Annotated in this window: 16 protein-coding genes and 3 pseudogenes; 12 read left to right on the top strand and 7 right to left on the bottom strand. The window is 69.1% G+C overall.

From position 1 onward, the window contains the following. Together EGT67_RS17085 and EGT67_RS17090 are read right to left on the bottom strand one after the other, a co-directional pair. Positions 1-196, bottom strand: a pseudogene (locus tag EGT67_RS17085) (pyridoxal 5'-phosphate synthase lyase subunit PdxS); the annotation flags it as partial. 47 nt (positions 197-243) lie between these two features. Beyond that, complete coding sequence (locus EGT67_RS17090; RefSeq protein ID WP_127917291.1) at positions 244-834, bottom strand: TetR/AcrR family transcriptional regulator; 591 nt, start codon at positions 832-834, stop codon at positions 244-246. 395 nt (positions 835-1229) lie between these two features. Between EGT67_RS17090 and EGT67_RS17095 the strand changes: the two genes are divergently transcribed. From EGT67_RS17095 to EGT67_RS17125, 7 genes and pseudogenes are all read left to right on the top strand, one after another. Further along, positions 1230-2453 carry a DegT/DnrJ/EryC1/StrS family aminotransferase gene (locus tag EGT67_RS17095; protein ID WP_127917292.1) on the top strand — a complete coding sequence of 408 codons (1224 nt, stop codon included), beginning with the start codon at positions 1230-1232 and terminating at the stop codon, positions 2451-2453. Positions 2454-2648: 195 nt separating this feature from the next. Further along, complete coding sequence (locus EGT67_RS17100; protein ID WP_127917293.1) at positions 2649-3884, top strand: amidohydrolase family protein; 1236 nt, start codon at positions 2649-2651, stop codon at positions 3882-3884. Then, complete coding sequence (locus EGT67_RS17105; protein ID WP_127917294.1) at positions 3881-4741, top strand: SDR family NAD(P)-dependent oxidoreductase; 861 nt, start codon at positions 3881-3883, stop codon at positions 4739-4741. Before EGT67_RS17100 ends, EGT67_RS17105 begins: the two co-directional genes overlap by 4 nt. After that, positions 4738-5604 (top strand): amidohydrolase family protein, encoded by an 867-nt coding sequence (locus EGT67_RS17110; RefSeq protein ID WP_127917295.1) that lies wholly within the window; start codon positions 4738-4740, stop codon positions 5602-5604. Before EGT67_RS17105 ends, EGT67_RS17110 begins: the two co-directional genes overlap by 4 nt. A gap of 6 nt (positions 5605-5610) precedes the next feature. Beyond that, the gene (locus EGT67_RS17115; RefSeq protein WP_127917296.1) at positions 5611-7812 is read left to right on the top strand and encodes an acyl-CoA dehydrogenase family protein; all 2202 of its coding nucleotides are present in this window, start codon (positions 5611-5613) and stop codon (positions 7810-7812) included. Between the two features lie 22 nt (positions 7813-7834). Further along, positions 7835-8497: pseudogene (locus EGT67_RS17120) on the top strand (SDR family NAD(P)-dependent oxidoreductase); the annotation flags it as partial. Positions 8498-8537: 40 nt separating this feature from the next. Next, the gene (locus EGT67_RS17125; protein ID WP_127917500.1) at positions 8538-9134 is read left to right on the top strand and encodes a TetR family transcriptional regulator; all 597 of its coding nucleotides are present in this window, start codon (positions 8538-8540) and stop codon (positions 9132-9134) included. A 3-nt stretch (positions 9135-9137) separates the two neighbouring features. Here the strand turns inward: EGT67_RS17125 and EGT67_RS17130 are convergent, their stop codons facing one another. The 3 genes and pseudogenes from EGT67_RS17130 to EGT67_RS17140 all read right to left on the bottom strand — a co-directional run bounded on the left by EGT67_RS17130 (position 9138) and on the right by EGT67_RS17140 (position 11497). Then, entirely contained in the window at positions 9138-9824 is a 687-nt protein-coding gene (locus EGT67_RS17130) for an SDR family NAD(P)-dependent oxidoreductase (protein WP_127917297.1), read from the bottom strand. Between the two features lie 280 nt (positions 9825-10104). Continuing rightward, positions 10105-10206 (bottom strand): annotated as a pseudogene (locus EGT67_RS17135) (excalibur calcium-binding domain-containing protein); the annotation flags it as partial. Between the two features lie 145 nt (positions 10207-10351). Further along, on the bottom strand, positions 10352-11497 hold the full coding sequence (locus EGT67_RS17140; RefSeq protein ID WP_127917298.1) for a T3SS (YopN, CesT) and YbjN peptide-binding chaperone 1: 1146 nt from the start codon (positions 11495-11497) through the stop codon (positions 10352-10354). 223 nt (positions 11498-11720) lie between these two features. On the opposite strand from EGT67_RS17140, the gene EGT67_RS17145 reads away from it, so the two are divergent. After that, entirely contained in the window at positions 11721-12815 is a 1095-nt protein-coding gene (locus EGT67_RS17145; RefSeq protein WP_421958145.1) for an alpha/beta hydrolase, read from the top strand. Between the two features lie 3 nt (positions 12816-12818). Here EGT67_RS17145 and EGT67_RS17150 read toward each other — a convergent pair whose 3' ends face one another. Then, complete coding sequence (locus EGT67_RS17150) at positions 12819-12959, bottom strand: hypothetical protein (RefSeq protein ID WP_241566087.1); 141 nt, start codon at positions 12957-12959, stop codon at positions 12819-12821. 99 nt (positions 12960-13058) lie between these two features. Here EGT67_RS17150 and atzF point away from each other — a divergent pair, with 99 nt between their 5' ends. Beyond that, entirely contained in the window at positions 13059-14780 is a 1722-nt protein-coding gene (gene atzF / locus EGT67_RS17155) for an allophanate hydrolase (RefSeq protein ID WP_127917299.1), read from the top strand. A 42-nt stretch (positions 14781-14822) separates the two neighbouring features. Further along, positions 14823-15521 carry a GntR family transcriptional regulator gene (locus EGT67_RS17160; RefSeq protein ID WP_127917300.1) on the top strand — a complete coding sequence of 233 codons (699 nt, stop codon included), beginning with the start codon at positions 14823-14825 and terminating at the stop codon, positions 15519-15521. A gap of 94 nt (positions 15522-15615) precedes the next feature. Here the strand turns inward: EGT67_RS17160 and EGT67_RS17165 are convergent, their stop codons facing one another. After that, positions 15616-15888 carry a chorismate mutase family protein gene (locus EGT67_RS17165; RefSeq protein WP_127917301.1) on the bottom strand — a complete coding sequence of 91 codons (273 nt, stop codon included), beginning with the start codon at positions 15886-15888 and terminating at the stop codon, positions 15616-15618. Positions 15889-16020: 132 nt separating this feature from the next. Here EGT67_RS17165 and EGT67_RS17170 point away from each other — a divergent pair, with 132 nt between their 5' ends. Together EGT67_RS17170 and EGT67_RS17175 are read left to right on the top strand one after the other, a co-directional pair. Continuing rightward, entirely contained in the window at positions 16021-16500 is a 480-nt protein-coding gene (locus EGT67_RS17170) for a MarR family winged helix-turn-helix transcriptional regulator (protein ID WP_127917302.1), read from the top strand. Then, on the top strand, positions 16493-18286 hold the full coding sequence (locus EGT67_RS17175; protein WP_127917502.1) for an AMP-dependent synthetase/ligase: 1794 nt from the start codon (positions 16493-16495) through the stop codon (positions 18284-18286). The genes EGT67_RS17170 and EGT67_RS17175 overlap by 8 nt, the downstream gene beginning before the upstream one ends. The last annotated feature ends 27 nt before the right edge of the window (positions 18287-18313 follow it).

Consider the following 18313-nt stretch of genomic DNA (forward strand, 5'->3'; position numbering starts at 1 on the left):
CCGGGACCCGCTCGAGGGCCATGACCGCGACGGCGCCGGCGTCCTCGGCGATCTTCGCCTGCTCGGCGGTGACCACGTCCATGATGACGCCGCCCTTGAGCATCTCGGCCATGCCCCGCTTCACGCGCGCGGTGCCGACCTGGGCGAGCGAAGCGACGGGGGACGATCCGGTGGGCGTGGTGTCGGCGGTGCTCACTGCAGGTTCTTCCTTCGTTGTACGGGGGTGGGGGAGTGATGCGGGTGCTAGTCGGTCGGTGCGGCCATGCCGTCGAGGAAGACGGTGATGCAGTCCTTCGACAGCTCGCTGATCGTGTAAGGGTCGTCCGGCTTGCGCCAGTAGACGGTGAACCACACCGAATCCCGGAGGAAGCGGTGGAACACCTTGGAAGGGACGTCCTTTCGGAGGACGCCGGAGTCCTTGCCGGCCTCGATGGCGTCGAGCCAGATCGTCTGGATCTCGTCCGCGATCGTGCGGGCCTCGGTGAAGTCGCGCAGGCCACGCAGGTTGGGGAACTCGGCGTGATAGACCTTGGTCGCGTCGGGGCGCGCCGCGCCTGTTGCGAGTGAGACGTCGACGATCGCCTTCAGCCGGGCGCGGGGCTCGAGCTGCTCGAGTGTCATCGCGCGATAGTTCGCGAGGAGATCCGAGAGGAACACCGTGACCAGTTCGTTGACGATGGCGCCCTTCGACCGGAAGTAGTGGTAGAGCGCGCCGGCGTTGAGGCCGACCTCGTCGCCGATCTCCCGCATCGACGTCCCCGCGATGCCGCGCGCTGCGAACAGGGTGGCCGCGGCGTCGAGGATCTCGGACTTCCTGTCGTGGGGTTCCGCCACCTCAGTCCCTTCCAATTTGAACACTCATTCAACGACATTAACCGCGAACGCGGCATCGCGTCAAAGCGGCACCGCGCCGACCTCGGGGAGGTCGCCGAACCTGCTTGTCGGCGTACGGGTTCGGTGATGCGCGCCGCGGCGGCCCTGTCCCGGCCCCGTCTTGACGGCCCGGATTCCTCGACCTATATTCGCCTTGAATGAACGTTCAATACGAGTTTATTCCGGTATGGGGGTGGCGCCGCTGGCTGATGCGGCCCCGCGACTGCTGTGACGTGGTGCCCGCACGAATGTGACGCCTGCCCATGCTCTTTCCGCCCGGTTCGTGGCGCGAGGCCCCTCGGTCCGCCTGCGAACCGCCGCCGCGGACACCTTCCCGAAATCGACGAGGAGATCCAATGACCAGGGTTGTCTACGCCCGCAGTGTTCACGACGAGCGCGAGATCGAGGCCTGCCTCGAGGTACTGCGCGGTGGTCCGTTCGCCCTGAAGATCGGCAAGAACGTCGCCGAGATGGAGCGCCGGGTCGCCGACCTGTACGGCAAGAAGCTGGGCCTGATGTGCAACTCGGGCTCGTCCGCGCTCTACCTCGCGCTCGAACTGCTCGACCTGCCCAAGGGGTCCGAGGTCATCACGTCGCCGCTCACGTTCTCGACGGACGTGTCGCCGATCGTCCGTGGCGGGTGGGTCCCGGTGTTCGTCGACGTCGAGCCCGACACCTACAACGTCGACGCGTCCAAGATCGAGGAGCTGATCACCGACAAGACCAAGGCGATCCTGGTTCCGAACCTCGCCGGCAACGCGCCCGACTGGGACGTCATCCGTGAGATCGCCGACCGGCACGACCTCAGGGTGATCGAGGACTCGTGCGACTGCATCGGAACGACGCTGCGCGGCACCAAGACCGGGTCCCGCTCGGACATCACGGTCACGAGCTTCGCGATGTCGCACATCATCACGGCCGCCGGCAACGGCGGCATGGTGTGCCTCGACGACGAGAAGCTGCGCGACAAGGGCCTGATGCTGCGCCGCTGGGGCCGTCGCTCCGAGCCGCACCTCTTCGGATCCGAGCAGGCGCGGACCGGGCGCGTCTTCCGTGAGGATCTGGACGGCATCGCCTACGACAACGACTTCATCTTCGACGTCCTGCCGTGGAACTTCGAGCCGTCCGAGCTGGGTTCGGCCTTCGGGCTGGTGCAGCTGAGCAAGCTCGAAGTCAACTACAAGCGCCGTCACGAGATCTTCGACGCGTTCAGCGCGGCCTTCGGCGCCTACCCGGAGCTGTTCCGTCTGCCCAAGCCGTTGGACGGTTTCTACACTGCGTGGCTGTGCTACCCGGTGACGATCCGTGAGGACGCCGGCTTCGAGCGTTCGGATCTGCAGGAATCGCTCGAGGGGGCGGGTATCGACACCCGCACGGTGTGGAGCGGCAACGTCACGCGCCATCCGATGATGCGGGGCGTCGAGTACCGCATTCCCGAGGGGGGCCTGCCCAACGCCGACGAGGTCTTCGAGCGCGGCATGTCGCTCGGCATGAGCCACGGCATGAGCGACGAGGAACTCGATCACGTCGTCGCGAGCATCCACGCGTTCGCCTCCAAGTTCGCGACCTCGAAGCGGTAGCGCTCCACACTGCGCACGAGCCCCCGGCCTCCCGGTCGGGGGCTCGTGGCGTTTCGGGCGCCGCACCCCGCCTCTTCGTGAAACCCGGTTCTATGCGAACTCGCGCGTCCGTCTTGACATGCCCTTGATCCGCGCTACCCTCGAACCAATCGCATAGAACACGGTTTCAATAAGTCGTCGATCAGGAGTGCCGTAGTGACGAACGAAACGCCATACATCCTCATCTCTGCCGACAGCCATGCCGGCGCCGATCACGCCACCTACCGCGAGTACCTCGATTCCGAGTGGCGCGAGGAGTTCGACGCCTGGCGCGGCAAGTACAAGAACCCCTACCGCGACCTGGTTGACGACGGCCGAACCCGCAACTGGGACAACGAGCGTCGCATGCGTGAGACGCAAGGAGACGGCACCGTCGGTGAGGTGCTCTTCCCGAACACGGTGCCGCCGTTCTTCCCGAGCGCCGCCGTGCTCGCCGGTCCTCCCCGCGCCGAGGACTTCGCGAAGCGCCTGGCCGGCATCCGCGCCCACAACCGCTGGCTCAAGGATTTCTGCGACGACGCTCCCGCGCAGCGTGCCGGCGTCGCGCAGATCTTCCTCAACGACGTCGACGAGGCCGTCGCGGACGTGAAGTGGATCAAGGAAAATGGACTGCGCGGCGGCATCCTGCTCCCCAACCTTGCGCCGGACGTCAAGTGGGTCAAGCCGCTGTACGACCCCGAGTACGACCGCCTGTGGGAGGTCTGCGAGGACCTCGGCGTGCCGGTCAACAGCCACGCCGGCACCGGGCTACCCGACTACGGCCGCTACAAGACCTCCTCGATGCTCTACATCAACGAGGTGGGCTTCTACTCGATGCGCCCGCTCGTACAGATGATCCTCTCGGGTGTGTTCGAGCGGTTCCCCAAGCTCAAGTTCGCCGTCTCCGAGCAGGGCTGCGCGTGGGCGCCGGACCTGATGCGCCAACTCGACACCGTCGACCTGCGGGTCAAGCGCACCGGCCGGATCGGTGAGCTGTTCTACAGCGAGGACGAGCAGTTGCCGCTGCGTCCGAGCGAGTACTTCCGCCGCAACGTGTGGGTCGGCGCGACGATGCCGTCCGCGCAGGACATGGCCTCGCGGGACACGCTCGGCGAGGGCAAGTTCATGTGGGGCAGCGACTACCCGCACAACGAGGGCACGTACCCGTTCACCCGCGAGTGCATCCGCCAGGTCATGCACGACGTCGAGGAGGCGGAGCTGCGGAAGCTGTTCGCCGAGAACGCGGCCGAACTGTACGACTTCGACCTCGATGCGCTGGCACCGCTCGCCGCGAAGTACGGCCCCACGCCGTCCGAGGTCGCGCGGCCGCTCACCGAGCTGCCCGAGAACCCCAACGATGTGCTGCTGAGGGAGTCGTTCGCCAAGCAACTCGAAGCCGAGTTGAGCGCGTGACGCGGCGGTTCGAAGGTCGTCGGGCGATCGTCACCGGTGCCAGCCGCGGCATCGGAGCGGCGATCGCCCAGCGGCTCGCCGCCGACGGGGCCGCGGTCGCGATCGTCGCGCGCACGGTCGACGAACCGGACCGCGGGTTCGAGGGCACCCTCGCCTCGACCGCCGACCTGATCCGCGCGGGCGGAGGCACGGTCGCGATCGTCCCGGCCGCCTTGGAGGATCCGGAGTCCCGGGCCCGGATCGTGCCGGCGGCCGAGGAGGCGCTGGGCGGCCCGATCGACATCCTCGTCAACAACGCGGCGGCGGCGATGTTCCAGCCGCTGCGGAGCTACCCGGCCAAGCGCGCGCACCTGACGTTCGAGGTGAACGTGCACGCGCCGCTCGATCTCGCGCAGCGCGTGATTCCGGGGATGCGCGAGCGGGGCGAGGGCTGGATCGTCAACATCACCAGCGGCACCGCGCGCATCCGCCCGGTCGATCCGCTGCCCGACGGCGAGACCGATCTGGACGCCGACATCCACGGCACCGCCCTCTACGGCATGAGCAAGGCCGCGCAGGACCGGATGACGGCCGGCCTGGCCGCCGAACTGAACGGCACCGGAGTCCGGGTCAACGCGGTGCGCCCGCGGTCGGCGGTCGCGACCGCCGGCGCGATGTCGGTGGCGTCGAACATGGTCGGCTCCCAGTGGTTCGTACCGGAGAAGCTCGAGGAAATGGTCGAGGCGGTGACGTGGCTGTGCGGCGCCGCACCGCACTACACCGGCAACATCGAGGCGAGCCTGGACATCCTCGAACGTGAAAGGCTCACGGTCCGGGATCTTCACGGCAGTCCTCTCGCGAAGGAGCAGAACGCATGACGCCCTACGACGGCATCCCCATCGTCGACACGCACATCGGTTTCCGGGAGGCCGGGTACGACGAGTACGCGTTCATCACGCGACAGACGAAGGACCGCGAGAGCCGCGACGAATTCAGCATGCCGGCGCAGTACATGTTCAAGGGCGTGCCAGACGATCTCGCCACCGACGATCCGATCTCGGTGACGTTGCACGAGATGGACAAGCACGGCATCGAGATCGGCATGGTCAGCATGGCCAAGGAATCGGGGCAGCGCGCGGTCCGCATGTTCCCGGACCGGTTCGTCCCGCAGGGTTCGGCGGTCGACCCCAACGACATCATGGGCACGCTGAACCGGATGACCTGCGAGTACGAGGAATTCGGGATCGTCTCGGTGAGTTCGTTTGCCGCGGGAACGTTCCCGCAGGTCGCGCTCAACGCCCCGCAGATGTATCCGATCTACGCGAAGTGCGTCGAACTCGACATCCCGATCTTCGCGTGTGCGGGAATCGCGGGACCTCGGCTCAAGTCGGCGGTGCAGCACGTCGAACTGATCGACGACGTGATGTTCGATTTCCCAGATCTGGTATTCGTCACGCGGCACGGCTGCGAACCGTGGGAGGATCTCGCCGTCAAACTAATGATCAAATGGCCCAACCTGTACTACTCGACCTCCGCGTTCGCGCCCAAGCACTATCCGAAGGCGATCGTCGACTACGCGAACACTCGCGGCGCCGACAAGATCATCTACGCCGGGTACTTCCCCGCGGGGTTGACCCTGGACCGCATCTTCGGTGACATGCCGGACGTGCCGTTCAAGGACGAGGTGTGGCCCAAGTTCCTGCACGAGAACGCCCGCAAGGTGCTCAAACTGAAAGGTTGATCGGACATGCCGATCGGTATCGGAGCAGATCACGACGCACTCGCCGACTCGCTGGCGCGGTTCGCCGCCAGGGAGACACCCGTCGAACGCACCCGCGGACAGTTCGCGGAACTCGCGCGCGGCGATCGACCCGTCTTCTGGGAACAATTGGTGAGCATGGGGATTCCGTCGCTGCACCTCGCCGAGGAGTACGACGGGGCGGGCGCGGGCCTGCTCGAACTCGCGGTGGCGCTGGAACAGTCCGGGTACGGGCTCGTTCCGGGCCCGCTGCTGCCGACGGTCACCGCGAGCGCGGTGATCCAGTCCCACGGCACCGACGCGGCGCGGAAGGCGTTGCTCCCGCGCCTGGCCGGCGGTGCCACCGGAGCGGTGGCCCTCGGGACGGGGACCGTCACCGTCGACGGTGACGGCGACGAGGTGGTCGCCACCGGAGAGACCGTGCCGGTCCTCGGAGCCGTGGGCGCCGACATCCTGGTCCTGGCCGGCCAGTGCGGTGAGCGGCCGGTGTGGTTCGCCGTGTCGGCGAGCGACGTCGGTGTCGAGACCGTCGCCGAGGAGGGCGTCGACCTCACTCGGGATATCGGACGGGTGCGTCTGTCCGACACGCGGATCCCTGCCGAGAACGTCCTGGGGGCGGGTGCGGACGAGGTCGCGGCGCTCGCCGCGGTGCTGCAGTGCGCGGAGGCCGTCGGCGTCGCGCGGTGGGCGCAGGAGACCGGTCTCGCGTACGCGAAGATCCGCGAGCAGTTCGGGCGTCCCATCGGTTCGTTCCAGGCGATCAAGCACAAGTGCGCGCAGCTGTTCATCCGGGTCGAGGTGATGACCAGTTCCGTGTGGGATGCCGCGCTGGCCGCGGACAGCGGTGACCGGCGGCAGTCGGCGCTCGCGGCGGCCCGGGCGGCGACGGCGGTGCGCCGCGAGGCGGTCGACGTGGTGCTCGAGGCGCTCACGTTGCTCGGCGGTATCGGCAACACGTGGGAGCACGACATCCACCTGTACTGGCGGCGCGTGGTGAGCCTGCTCGCGCTCGGCGGTTCGCCGGACACGTGGGCCCGCCGTGCCGGCGAGCTGGCGCTGACCACCGAACGGGAATCGGTGCTGGGTGTCCCGGACCGTCCGGAGTTCCGTGCCGGGGTGGCGGCGTCCATCGCCGAGGCCGCGGCGCTCGACGATGTGGCCGCACGGGTGCTGCTCGCCGATCGCGGGCTGGTCGCGCCGCACTACCCGGCCCCCTACGGCCTGGGGGCCGACACCGCCGCGCAGCTGATCATCGCCGAGGAGTTCGAGCGCGCCGGGATTCCCCAGCCCAGCACGGTCATCGGTGAGTGGTCGCTGCCGTCGATCCTCCAGTACGGCACCGAGGAGCAGATGGACCGTCTCGTCGCGCCCACGCTGCGCGGGGAGATCGTCTGGTGCCAGCTGTTCTCCGAGCCCGGCGCGGGATCCGATCTCGCGTCGCTGACGACGTTCGCCACCAAGGTCGACGGCGGCTGGCGTATCGACGGCAACAAGGTGTGGAACTCCAAGGCCTACGAGGCACACTGGGGCATCTGCCTCGCGCGGACCGACCGCGACGTCCCCAAGCACCGCGGGATCAGCTTCTTCCTCGTCGACATGTCGGCGCCGGGCGTCGAGGTCAGGCCGCTGCGGGAGGCCAACGGCGACAGCATGTTCAACGAGGTCGCGCTCGACGGCGTCTTCGTGCCGGACGCCGACCTGGTGGGTGCGCCGGGGGAGGGCTGGAAGGTGGCCCGCACGACGCTCGCGAACGAGCGGGTCGCGATGGGCAATACCCCTGTGGCGGGCGGGTATCGCTTCGACCCGGTGGAGGTGGCGCGGTCCCTGGACCCGGACTCCAGGTACGACGCGCTGCCGGCGCTCGGCCGGATCACCTCGACCACTGGCGCCCTCGACGCACTCGCGCACCGCGGCGTCCTCAAGCGATTGTCGGGGCTGAACCCGGGCGTCGAGGCGAGTGCGCTGAAAGCCGCGTCCGCGCAGCACATCACCGACGCCACCGCACAGGTGCTCGAATGGTTCGGGCCGGAGGCGGCCGTGGGTAGCCTCGGCGCCGACGTCACCGGCGGTGGGCGCGCGGCCAAGGCATACCTGGCGACGCCGAAGCTGCTGATCGGCGGCGGCACGCTCGAGATCCAGCTCAACGTCATCTCGGAGCAGATCCTCGGGCTGCCGCGGGAACCGCGATGACCGGTCGACTCCTGGGCGGTCGCACCGACTCGTCGCGCTCGCGGTCGAACGGTTCGGTCGGCTCGACATCCTGGTCAACAACGCCGGCATCATTCGGGATCGCATGGTGTTCAACATGTCCGCCGACGAATGGGACGACGTGCTGCGAGTCAATCTGCGCAGCACGTTCCTCACGACGCGCGCCGCGACCGACCACTGGCGGCGCCGCGCGAAGGAGGCGGGGGAGCCGGTCTACGCGCGCATCGTCAACACATCCTCGGAGGCGTATGCCTCGGGTCCGCCGGGCGCCGCCAACTACGCCGCGTCCAAAGCAGGCGTCGTCGCCCTCACCATGTCGACTGCGCGCGGATGCGCGGCGTTCGGTGTGCGGGCCAACGCCATCTGCCCCCGTGCCCGGACGGCCATGACCAGTGACGTGTTCGGACCGGGGCCGACGGCGGGGGAGGACCCGCTGTCCGTCGAACACGTTGCGCCGCTCGTCGTCTATCTCGCGTCGCCCGCCGCGGAGTCGGTCACCGGGCGGGTCCTGGTGGCGTACGGGGACCGGATCGACGTGATGTCGGCGCCCACCGTGGAGGCGAGTCTGAGGTCGGCGTCGCGGTGGAGCCAGGACGAACTGCACGATGTCCTCGGCGCGTATCTCGTGCCGTCGTCCCCGGAGCCGGAGTCGGCGGTGGCTCGTTGACGATTAGGCTGCCTGCGTGACCGAATCCGTGGCCGTGCCGATGAGCCCCGACGACATGACCGACGCGCAGCGCGCGCGTCGGCGGCACCTTCTCGACACCGTGATCGGGATGCTCGCCGAGACGAGCCCCGACCGGATGCAGATGCGCGAGGTCTCGGAGCGGTCCGGTGTGGCCCTCGGGACGCTCTACCGGTACTTCCCCGCGAAGCAGCATCTCCTCGCCGCCGCGATGGTCGCCTGGAACGACATTCTCGCCGAACGGCTCGAGGAGGAGAAGGCCACGGGGGGACGTGGGCGGGCGCACGATTCGGTCCTCGAACGGGTTGTCGACCTGTACACGCGACAGATGAAGGCGTTTCGACGGGGCCCCAACTTCGCGCGCCTCGAGGTGGAACTGCAGACCTCCGACGATCCGTACGTCCGGGACACGCTCGACGAACGATCGGCCGTCAACCGGAAGGCGTTGTTCGAACTTATGGAAGGCGTGCCCGCCGAGCGGGCACGCCTCGCATCGCTGTCGATCGGCAGCACGATGCTCAACTCGCTCGTCCTGTGGACGACCGGGAGGATCGGATTCCCCGAGGCGCTGCGCAACGTCCAGGACGTGAGCCGACTGGTTCTCGGGGACTACGCGTAACCGTCAGAGACCCAGCGGGATCGCGGCACCCGAGATCGGGGTCGAGTCGTCCGAGAGCAGGAACGCGATCACCTTGGCGATGTCGGCCGGGGCGACCCAGTTGGCTCGATCCGAGTTCGGCATCGCCGCACGGTTCGCCGGTGTGTCGATCACGCCGGGCAGCAGGGCATTCGACCGGATGTGGTCCGCCTTGTACTCCACCGCGATCGACTCCGCGAGCGCGAGGACGGCGGCCTTGGACGTGCTGTAGGCCGTCCCGCCCGGGAACGGCTTCAGGGCGGCGCCGGACGACATCGACACGACCGAGCCGCCACCGTTCGCGACGAGGTGCGGCAGTCCCTCGCGCAGAACCGCATACGTGGTCCGCACGTTGAGATCCAACTGGCGGTCGATGGCCTCCGCGTCGGCCTGGTGGGTGCGCGGACCGGACTCGAAACCGCCGACCAGATTGACCAGTGCGGTCAGCGGCGCGCCGGAATCTCCGGCGGCCACAGCGACGGCCGCGGAAAGCTCGGCCGGAACTGACACGTTGCACCGGACCAGTTCGAGCCGGTCGTGCTCGTCGAGTCGCGACGCCTCGGACGGGGTGATGAACGGGACGACGACCCGCCAGCCCAGGGACAGCAGATGGTTCGTGACGTGGACACCGAGGGCGCCCGTGCCACCGGTCACGAATGCGGTTCCTGCCATGGGAATCTCCTTTGCCGGTTCGGCTCAGCGGTTGTCGGACGTGACCCGATCGTCGTACCGGAAAGTCGACGAAACTCGTCGAATCGGAATGCCACCGTGGCCGACGCAAAGCTCTGGTCATGATTGCAGCAAAACGCATGTGCCGCAACCGGTCCGAACCCCACTCGCCGTGTCGAGCGGTAGGCATCGGACCGGCCGCGCTTCGTCCCGCGCGCGAATTCGTCTCCCGCGCGCGCAATCGTGCGCGCGTGGGGTCGATTCGCGCGCGGGACGAACGTGGCTACTCGCAGGCGATTCCGTCGTTGTCACGATCGAGGTGAGGTGCGTATCCGGCCTGGCCGCGGTGGATCGGGGTCACGCCGGCATTGCGCGTCCGATGACACGTCAGCCGTGGCCACGACAACACCAGCCATGTCGGTGGTGAGACCGGCGGAGAGTGCCGCCTCGGTCCCATTCCCGACGATTCCTGTCGAGTCGTCGGTACCGGCGCAGGCTGCAGTCCCAGCACCTGCTGACCGCAGCGGACGCTACTGGTCGTCGAAGTCGTCGAATAACGACGGCTGGATGGGTTCCTCGACCGGCGCCGGCTGCGCAGGCCGGATGTCCGACGCACTGTCCCGGTCGGGGTCGATCTTCTCCGGCGTGGTCTCCGCCGGTGGCGGCGGCGCATCGGGCGCGTCGCCGATGGTGACGGGAGGTGCGGGCGGGAAGTGCAGCTGCCCCCCGAAGTGGGTCGCGAACTCGGCGTCCACCCCGCTGAGGAAGTCGCCGAGGTGCTCGACCATGTCGGCGAGGTGCTGCGGGACGAAGGGGTCGGCGAGCATGTCGATCATGACGCGCAGCCGATCCTCGTAGAGGCCGAATCGCAGGTACGGCCAGCGCCGGTTGAGGTCGGTGATCAACTCGGACGCCCGGGTCCGGCCGCTGATGTCGCGCACCAGGGGCGCCCACAACTGCACCTCGGGGGTGCTCTCGTTCGCGATCACGAGCGCGAGGGCGGAGCCGAACCGCAGGACGATGTCGCCGTCGGAGTCCCGTTCCGGAATCTGGCCGTACATGTCGGTCAGGGTCAGCGCGATCACCTCGCGGAGGTGATCGGTGTCGCGCGGCCTGATCGCGACGTGCCGGTCGAGCGCGATCGTCGGCGGCGCTCCCGCTCCGGTCTGGGCGGGGTCGGCGTCGCCGTCGGCTCCGAGATGGTGGAGCGCCAGGAAGGCGGGGTGCGGGACGTTCCACGTGTCCCGGAACACGGACACCGTCATCGCCGCGAGTTGGTCCGCCCACCGGGGTGCCTTCTCGACGACGAGCGTGGGCTCGTCCTCGCCGAACTCCTCGAACAGGGGCGGCTCGACGACGACCGGCGGCGGGGTCCAGCCCTGCTCGAGCAGGCGTGTGCGGTCGGCGTCGGACAGCCGTCGGCGCGGGGGCAGGTGCAGGTCGGCCGGAATCTCGCAGCGGACGAGCGGGCCGGTGGGGCCGGCGACGATCTGGCACTGCACGAACGGCACGCGACCGTCGGCCTCGTCGGTCTCGCACGTCGTCTCGAGGACCAGTTGATCGTCCGCGGAGATCGCCGCGATCTTGTCGGCGAGACGCGCCCGGTAGGAGCCCCAGGCGTCTTCGATCGATCCGTCGAAGTCGCCGCTGGCGAACCTGCTCGAGAACTCGGACACGACATATACGGTATCGCGCCGGTGAAGGAGGGCCGGAACAGTGGGTCTGCGTTCCCGCGGAGACGGCAGGTTCGGGGCGAATGTCTGGTTTGTGAGGGACGTCGCCTAGGGTCGGGTCTCGAGATTCGAGACCGGGAGGTACTGGGTGCAGGCGATACGCGAGGAGGGTCGGGGGAAGGTCGGCGGGCGCGGCCCCCGGCGTGGCCGCGGCCGGGGCGTGGCCGTGATCGGCGCGGCAGCGACGGCTCTCGTCCTCGCGGCGGGGACGGCGTCGGCCGGCCCGGGCAGTCTCGGGAGCGTGGGCGCCGGCAGCACCGGCAGCCTTGGGAGTGTGGGCGCCGGCAGCACCGGCACCGGCAGCGTCGGGTCGGGCTCGTCGGTGCCGCCGGGGCTGCAGGAGGACCCGGGGCCGGTGCCTCCCACCCGTGACGACATCGTGACCCCGGCGATCGTCGGCGAGCGCGTGGTGTCCGAGCAGTTGGTCCAGTACACGGTCGCGTCACCGGCACTGCGCCGCGAGGTGACCGTGCAGGTGCTGCTGCCGGCGGACCGTTCCGCGCCGCGGCCCACGCTCTACATGCTCGACGGTGTGAGCGCGCGCAACAACAAGAGCGGCTGGATCTCCCGAGGCGGCGCCCCCGAGTTCTTCGCGGACAAGGACGTCAATGTCGTGCTCCCCAACGGTGGCCGGGGCAGCATGTACGCCGACTGGGACCAGGACGATCCGAAGCTGGGACTGAACAGGTGGGAGACGTTCCTCACGGAGGAGTTGCCGCCGCTCGTCGACGCGAAGCTGAACACCAACGGCGTCAACGCGATTGCGGGCATCTCGATGGGCGCGCAGTCGGCGATGATGCTCACCCACCGGCACCCGGATCTGTACCAGGGTGTGGCGGGGATGAGCGGGTGCTACTCGACGAGTGATCCGCTGGGGAGGCTCATCGTCCAGACCACCGTGACGTCGCAGGGCGGTGACCCGGCGAACATGTGGACCGACCCGGAGGGCCCGGAGTGGGTCGCGCACGACAGTGTCCGCAACGCGGAACGGTTGCGCGGCAAGCCGATCTACCTGTCGGTGTCGAACGGTCTGCCCGGGCAGTTCGAGGAGGGCTCGGACGACACCCGACGCCTGGTGCTCGGTGGGACGATCGAGGCGGGCTCGAACGTGTGCACCCGGATCTTCGAGTCGCGTCTGCGTCAGCTGGACATCCCGGTGACCGTGGACTACGAGGGGGCGGGCGTCCACGACTGGGAGTACTGGCAGATCCAGCTGCCCAAGGCGTGGCCGACGCTCGAACGGGCCCTGGGGCTCGCCTGACGATCAGGAGGTGACGGCCTGGACCGACAGCTGGTTCAGGCCGGCACCGGTTCCGCGCAAGCCCTTGGTCGGGTAGGGCACGAAGATCGACCCGGTGTCGTTGGGCGGGTTGACGCGCAGTCCCGGTCGACACGAGATCGTCACGCCACGTAGCCCGCACGTAACACCGTCCCACCTAGCGTATACGGCGAGGTATACACGGTTGGGCCGTTGTCCGCGGTCCATGCGAGAAAGCGGTCGACGATGACGACGACACTCGACATACCCACCCCGACCGACAGCGTGCGTGCGGCCCTCGCTCGGATCGCCGCGTCCGGTCGCCCGGAGGTCTGGATCTGCCTGCGTGCCGAGGCCGACGTGCTCGCCGACGCGGCCGACGTCGAGGCGAGACTCGCCGCGGGCGAGGTGCTGCCGCTCGCCGGAACGGTGTTCGCGGTCAAGGACAACATCGACGTCGACGGGCTGCCGACCACGGCGGCCTGTCCGGAGTTCGCCTACGTGCCCGAGATGTCCGCGCCGGCGGTGACGCGTCTGCTCGACGCCGGTGCCGTGCTGGTCGGCAAGACCAATCTCGACCAGTTCGCCACGGGGCTGGTCGGTACCCGCAGTCCGTACGGAATCGTCCGTGCGGCAGGGCATCCGGAGCGGGTGTCCGGCGGCTCCAGTTCCGGGTCCGGTGTCGCGGTCGGACTGGGACTGGTGGATTTCGCGCTCGGTACCGACACCGCCGGCTCGGGCCGGGTGCCGGCGGCGTTCAACGGCGTCGTCGGAATCAAGCCCACCGTCGGCCTGGTGCCCACCCGCGGGGTGGTGCCGGCGTGTGCCGACTACGACTGTGTCACGGTCATGGCGCCGAGCGTGGACCTCGCGGCACGCGTGATGTCGATCATGGTCGGCCCCGACGCCGCCGACCCGCGCAGCCGGGTGTGGCCGCCGGACGTGACGCTGTCCGCCCCGACCCGCCCCCGGGTCGGTATCCCGCTCGGGGCGCAGCTGGAGGTGCTCTCGGCCGGCTACCGGGACGCCTTCGCGGCGGCCGTCGTCAGGGCGGAGATGGCCGGCATGGACGTGGTGTCCGTCGACATCGCTCCGCTGCTGGAGGCCGCGCGGCTGCTGTACGACGGCGCGCTCGTCGCCGAGCGGTTCGCGGCCGTCGGCGAGTTCGTCGTCGCGCATCCGGACGCCGCGCTCGACCCGACCGTTGCCGCCATCGTCCGGGCCGCCGCCGAGAAGCCGGCGCACGAATTCGTCCAGGACACAGGCACTCTCGTGTCCGCCAAGCACTACGCTGCCAACCTGTTCGCGGAGGTGGACGCGCTTCTGCTGCCCACGACGACCGAGCATCCACTCGTCTCCGACGTGGTCGCCGACCCGGTGGAGATCAACCGTCGTCTGGGCACGTTCACGAACTTCTGCAACCTGCTCGACATGGCCTCCGTCGCTGTGCCCGCCGCGGGCGCGGCCGGTGAGTCGTTCGGGGTCATGACCGTGACCCCGGCGTTCGATGACCAGGTCGCGCTCGACGTCGCGGCCCGGGTGGCGGGGAGCGAGACCGCCGTCCTGGCTCCCGGCGCCGGGGTGCTGCTCGCGGTGTTCGGGGCGCACCTGCGTGGTCAGCCGCTGCACCACCAGCTGGAGACGCTGGGCGCGCGGTTCGAGCGGGCGGTGTCGACCACGGACGACTACCTCATGGTGCGCCTGGACTCGACGCCGCCCAAGCCGGGCCTGGTGCACGTGCCGGGTGGCGGGGGACGATCCCTGCCGGGGGAGTTGTACCGCATCTCGCCGGCCGGCCTCGGTACCTTCCTGGCCGCGCTACCGGAGCCGATGGCGCTCACCGCCATGACCCTGGCCGACGGCACCGCCGCGGTCGGGTTCACCTGCACCCCGGCGGCGGCGGCATCCGGAGTCGACATCACCGAATTCGGCGGCTGGCGTTCGTTTCTCGCCGGGGCGAACGCGTGACATGACCCACGGCACGCCACGCCCGGGGAAGGAGACCACGAGATGACCACCGCCGGTGAAGGATCCGGTGTCGGGCTGGGGGAGAAGGTCTACCTGGAGCTGCGGGAGCGGATCATGAGCGGGCAGGTCCCAGCGCACGCGAGGCTGGTGGAGGGGCGGCTGTGCGAGGCGCTGGGCGTGTCGCGGACTCCGCTGCGGGAGGCCCTGGTCCGGTTGCACTCGGATGGCATCGTCACCCGCCGCGAGGACGGGTACTACCCGATGTTCCCGGACCTGGACAGTATCCGGGATCTGTACGAGCTGCGGATCACTCTGGAGTTGCGCGGTATCGCGCGGCACGTGGAGAACCCCGCGCTGGGGTTCGATCGGACACTGCTCGAATCGGTGCGGTTGCGGTGGCTCGATCTGAAGTCCGATCCGCCGCTGCCGTCGCCCGACATCGTCCAGTTGGACCAGCAGTTCCACCTGGACCTGTCGACTGCGGCCGGAAATCCCGCCCTGACGCGTGCGCTGGCGACCGTCAACAGTCAGATCCGCCTCGTCCGGATGTACGACTACCAGACACCCGAGCGCGTGGAGGCGACCGTGATCGAGCACCTCGCGATCGTCGAGCAGGTGCTCGACGGTGAACTCGCGGGTGCACTCGCGGCGTTGCACGCGCACGTCGGCGAGTCGCTGGAGGTCGTCGAGCAGCGGGCGGTGCAGGCGCTCACGGCGCACGCTCTGCGCGGGCGCCGCTGACCCGTCGCGGACCCCGGAACGGTCGAGCCGCCTCCGTTCACGTGACGGATGTCACGGAGCGGAGGCGGCTCGATGCGTCCGGGTGTGTGACCGGCTACACCGACTCGGCAGCACCGAGGCGGGTGAGCATGCGGTCGAAGGCCGGGCCGTCGGCGCCCAGGTCGTCGTAACGCGACGCGGTCGTGTCGGAGCCGATCGACTCCGCCGCCCCCAGGCTCCGGGCCAGGTCGCTGCGTCGGCGCACGGCGGCCAGGATCAGCGCGTCCAGGTCGACGATCTCCTGCTCGAGTCGGTCGAGCGTGGCTGCATCGGCATCCCGGGACGATCCGGCGGCGTGGACGGCGAACGATTCGGTCTGAACGGTCACATCGTCTCCTCGAGTCTCGGGCGGCGACGCCGCGGTTGCGACGCCGTCGCATGGTTAGTCGCAGCAGCGGGCTACACGTTACTTCCGGTACGCGAAACGCGCCGATTTCGTCCGGCGGCGTATAGTTGCACTGTGCAACACGAACAAGCGGTCGACCAGGTGGCGGCGGTGCACGCCGAGTTGGTCCAGTTGGCGCGCGAGTTGGTCGCCGGAGGTCGCGACGCCCAGGGCGGGCCGTCGTTCGCCCAGCATTCGGTGCTCTCGTTCGTCGCGCGGAACCCGGGGTGCCGGGCCACCGACATCTCCGACGCGTTCGGAGTCAACCGGTCGACCGTTTCCCGACAGCTGCGGGGGTGCCTCGAGGCCGGCTGGGTGCGCTCCGAGCCGGGCTCGGTGCGGACCGGATACCCGCTGCGGCTGACCGCGGAGGGCGCGGCGGTGCTCGCGGACGCGGACCGGATGCGGTTCGACGAGGTCCGTGCCCGGGTGCGTGGCTGGTCGCCCGCCGAGATCGCTCAGTTCGCTCGCACGCTCCGGCGGTTCCGTGACGCATCGGTTCCGGCGGACGAACACGACGCCACAGTTCGAGTTGGAGATGACGCACATGCGTGAGTACGGCACCCCCGCCCGCTTCACCGTCGCCGAGGACGACGCGATCGTCCACACCGTGTTCGCGCACGCGCGCCGCAGTCCCGACCTGGTGCTGTTCTCGCGGCCGCGTGGCGGCGCGTGGGTGGACGTCACCGCGACAGAGTTCGCGGACCTGGTGACCGGCGTCGCGAAGGGGCTCGTCGCGGCGGGGGTGCAGCCCGGAGATCGCGTCGCGCTGCTCTCGGCCACCAGGTTCGAGTGGTCGCTTTTCGACTTCGCGATCTGGGCGGCCGGGGCCGCCTCGGTGCCCATCTACGACTCCTCGTCGCCCGAGCAGATCCAATGGATCATGGAGGACTCCGGGGCGAAGATCGCCATCGTCGAGACCGCCACGCACGCGGCGGGATTCGACGGTGTGGGCCCGCAGCTCTCGCGGCTGCTGCAGATCGAGGACCGGGCCGTCGAGAAGCTCGTCGCGGAGGGCGCCGGGGTCGACGACGACGTGATCCGGGAACGGCTGTCCGGGATCCGGGTCGACGATCTGGCCTCGCTGGTCTACACGTCCGGTACGACCGGACGGCCCAAGGGCTGCATCCTCACGCATCGGAACTTCCTGTCCGAGGTCCGCGGAATCCTCTCCGCGTCGGTCGGTGAGGTGGCCCGCCCGGGTCACCGGATGCTGACGTTCCTGCCGCTCGCGCACGTGCTGGCTCGTGCGGTTTCGCTCGCGATGTTCGAGGCCGGTGGGACACAGGCGCACTGGTCGAACTTCGGCACGGTGGCCGCGCAGTTCCAGCGGTTCCGCCCCCACGTGATCCTCGGTGTACCGCGCGTGTTCGAGAAGGTGCGCGACAGCGCCGCGCACTCGGCGGAGAAGGGCGGCCGAATCCCGCAGGCCGTCTTCGCGTTCGCCGAGGCCACCGCGGTCGCCTACAGCGAGGCACTCGACGCGGGTGGTCCGTCGTTGCGGTTGAAGCTGTACCACGCCGTCGCGGACCGCCTCGTCTACAAGAAGTTGCGCGCCGCGATCGGCAACGAGTGCTGGTGGGCGATCTCCGGTGGCGGCGCGCTCATGCCGCGACTCGGGCACTTCTTCCGCGGCGCAGGCATCCCCATCTACGAGGGCTACGGACTGACGGAATCGACTGCCGCCCACTGCGTCAACATTCCCGGGCAGACGAAGATCGGGTCGGTCGGTCGGCCCATGGGGGGCAACGGCGTCAGGATCGCCGAGGACGGCGAGATCGAACTGCGCGGTGGCGTCGTCTTCGGCGGCTACTGGAACAACGAGAATGCCACTGCCGCAACACTTCACGACGGTTGGCTCCGGACCGGTGACCTCGGTGAACTGGACGACGACGGATACCTGACGATTACGGGTCGCAAGAAGGACCTGCTCGTCACCGCCGGCGGCAAGAACGTCTCGCCGGGTCCGCTCGAGGACCGGTTGCGCTCACACGTCCTGATCTCGCAGGCGGTGGTGGTCGGCGACGGTCGACCGTTCATCGGGGCGTTGCTCACCCTCGATGCCGAGCCTTTCGAGAACTGGAAGGCGGCGAACGGCAAGCCCGCGTCGGCCACCGTGGCCGACCTCGCCGTCGACCCCGATCTCCGCGCCGCTCTGCAGACCGTGATCGACGACGCGAACTCGACGGTGTCCCATGCCGAGGCGATCAAGCGCTTCGAGATCCTGCCCATCGATCTCACCGAGGAGGCGGGCGAGCTCACCGCGACGCTGAAGATCAAGCGGAACGTGGTGTCCGAACACTTCGCGGACCAGATCGAGTCGATCTACCGCGGGCGCTGAACCTGCCCGGACCTGGTCGGATCCGAC

The organism is Prescottella agglutinans, assembly GCF_004011865.1.
Taxonomy (GTDB): Bacteria; Actinomycetota; Actinomycetes; order Mycobacteriales; family Mycobacteriaceae; genus Prescottella; species Prescottella agglutinans.

Coding starts and splice junctions, on each gene's coding strand:
- EGT67_RS17175 (WP_127917502.1), top strand. CDS start 16,493: ATGCGTGAGTACGGCACCCCCGCCCGCTTCACCGTCGCCGAGGACGAC.
- atzF (WP_127917299.1), top strand. CDS start 13,059: ATGACGACGACACTCGACATACCCACCCCGACCGACAGCGTGCGTGCG.
- EGT67_RS17130 (WP_127917297.1), bottom strand. CDS start 9,824: ATGGCAGGAACCGCATTCGTGACCGGTGGCACGGGCGCCCTCGGTGTC.
- EGT67_RS17160 (WP_127917300.1), top strand. CDS start 14,823: ATGACCACCGCCGGTGAAGGATCCGGTGTCGGGCTGGGGGAGAAGGTC.
- EGT67_RS17095 (WP_127917292.1), top strand. CDS start 1,230: ATGACCAGGGTTGTCTACGCCCGCAGTGTTCACGACGAGCGCGAGATC.
- EGT67_RS17110 (WP_127917295.1), top strand. CDS start 4,738: ATGACGCCCTACGACGGCATCCCCATCGTCGACACGCACATCGGTTTC.
- EGT67_RS17125 (WP_127917500.1), top strand. CDS start 8,538: ATGAGCCCCGACGACATGACCGACGCGCAGCGCGCGCGTCGGCGGCAC.
- EGT67_RS17115 (WP_127917296.1), top strand. CDS start 5,611: ATGCCGATCGGTATCGGAGCAGATCACGACGCACTCGCCGACTCGCTG.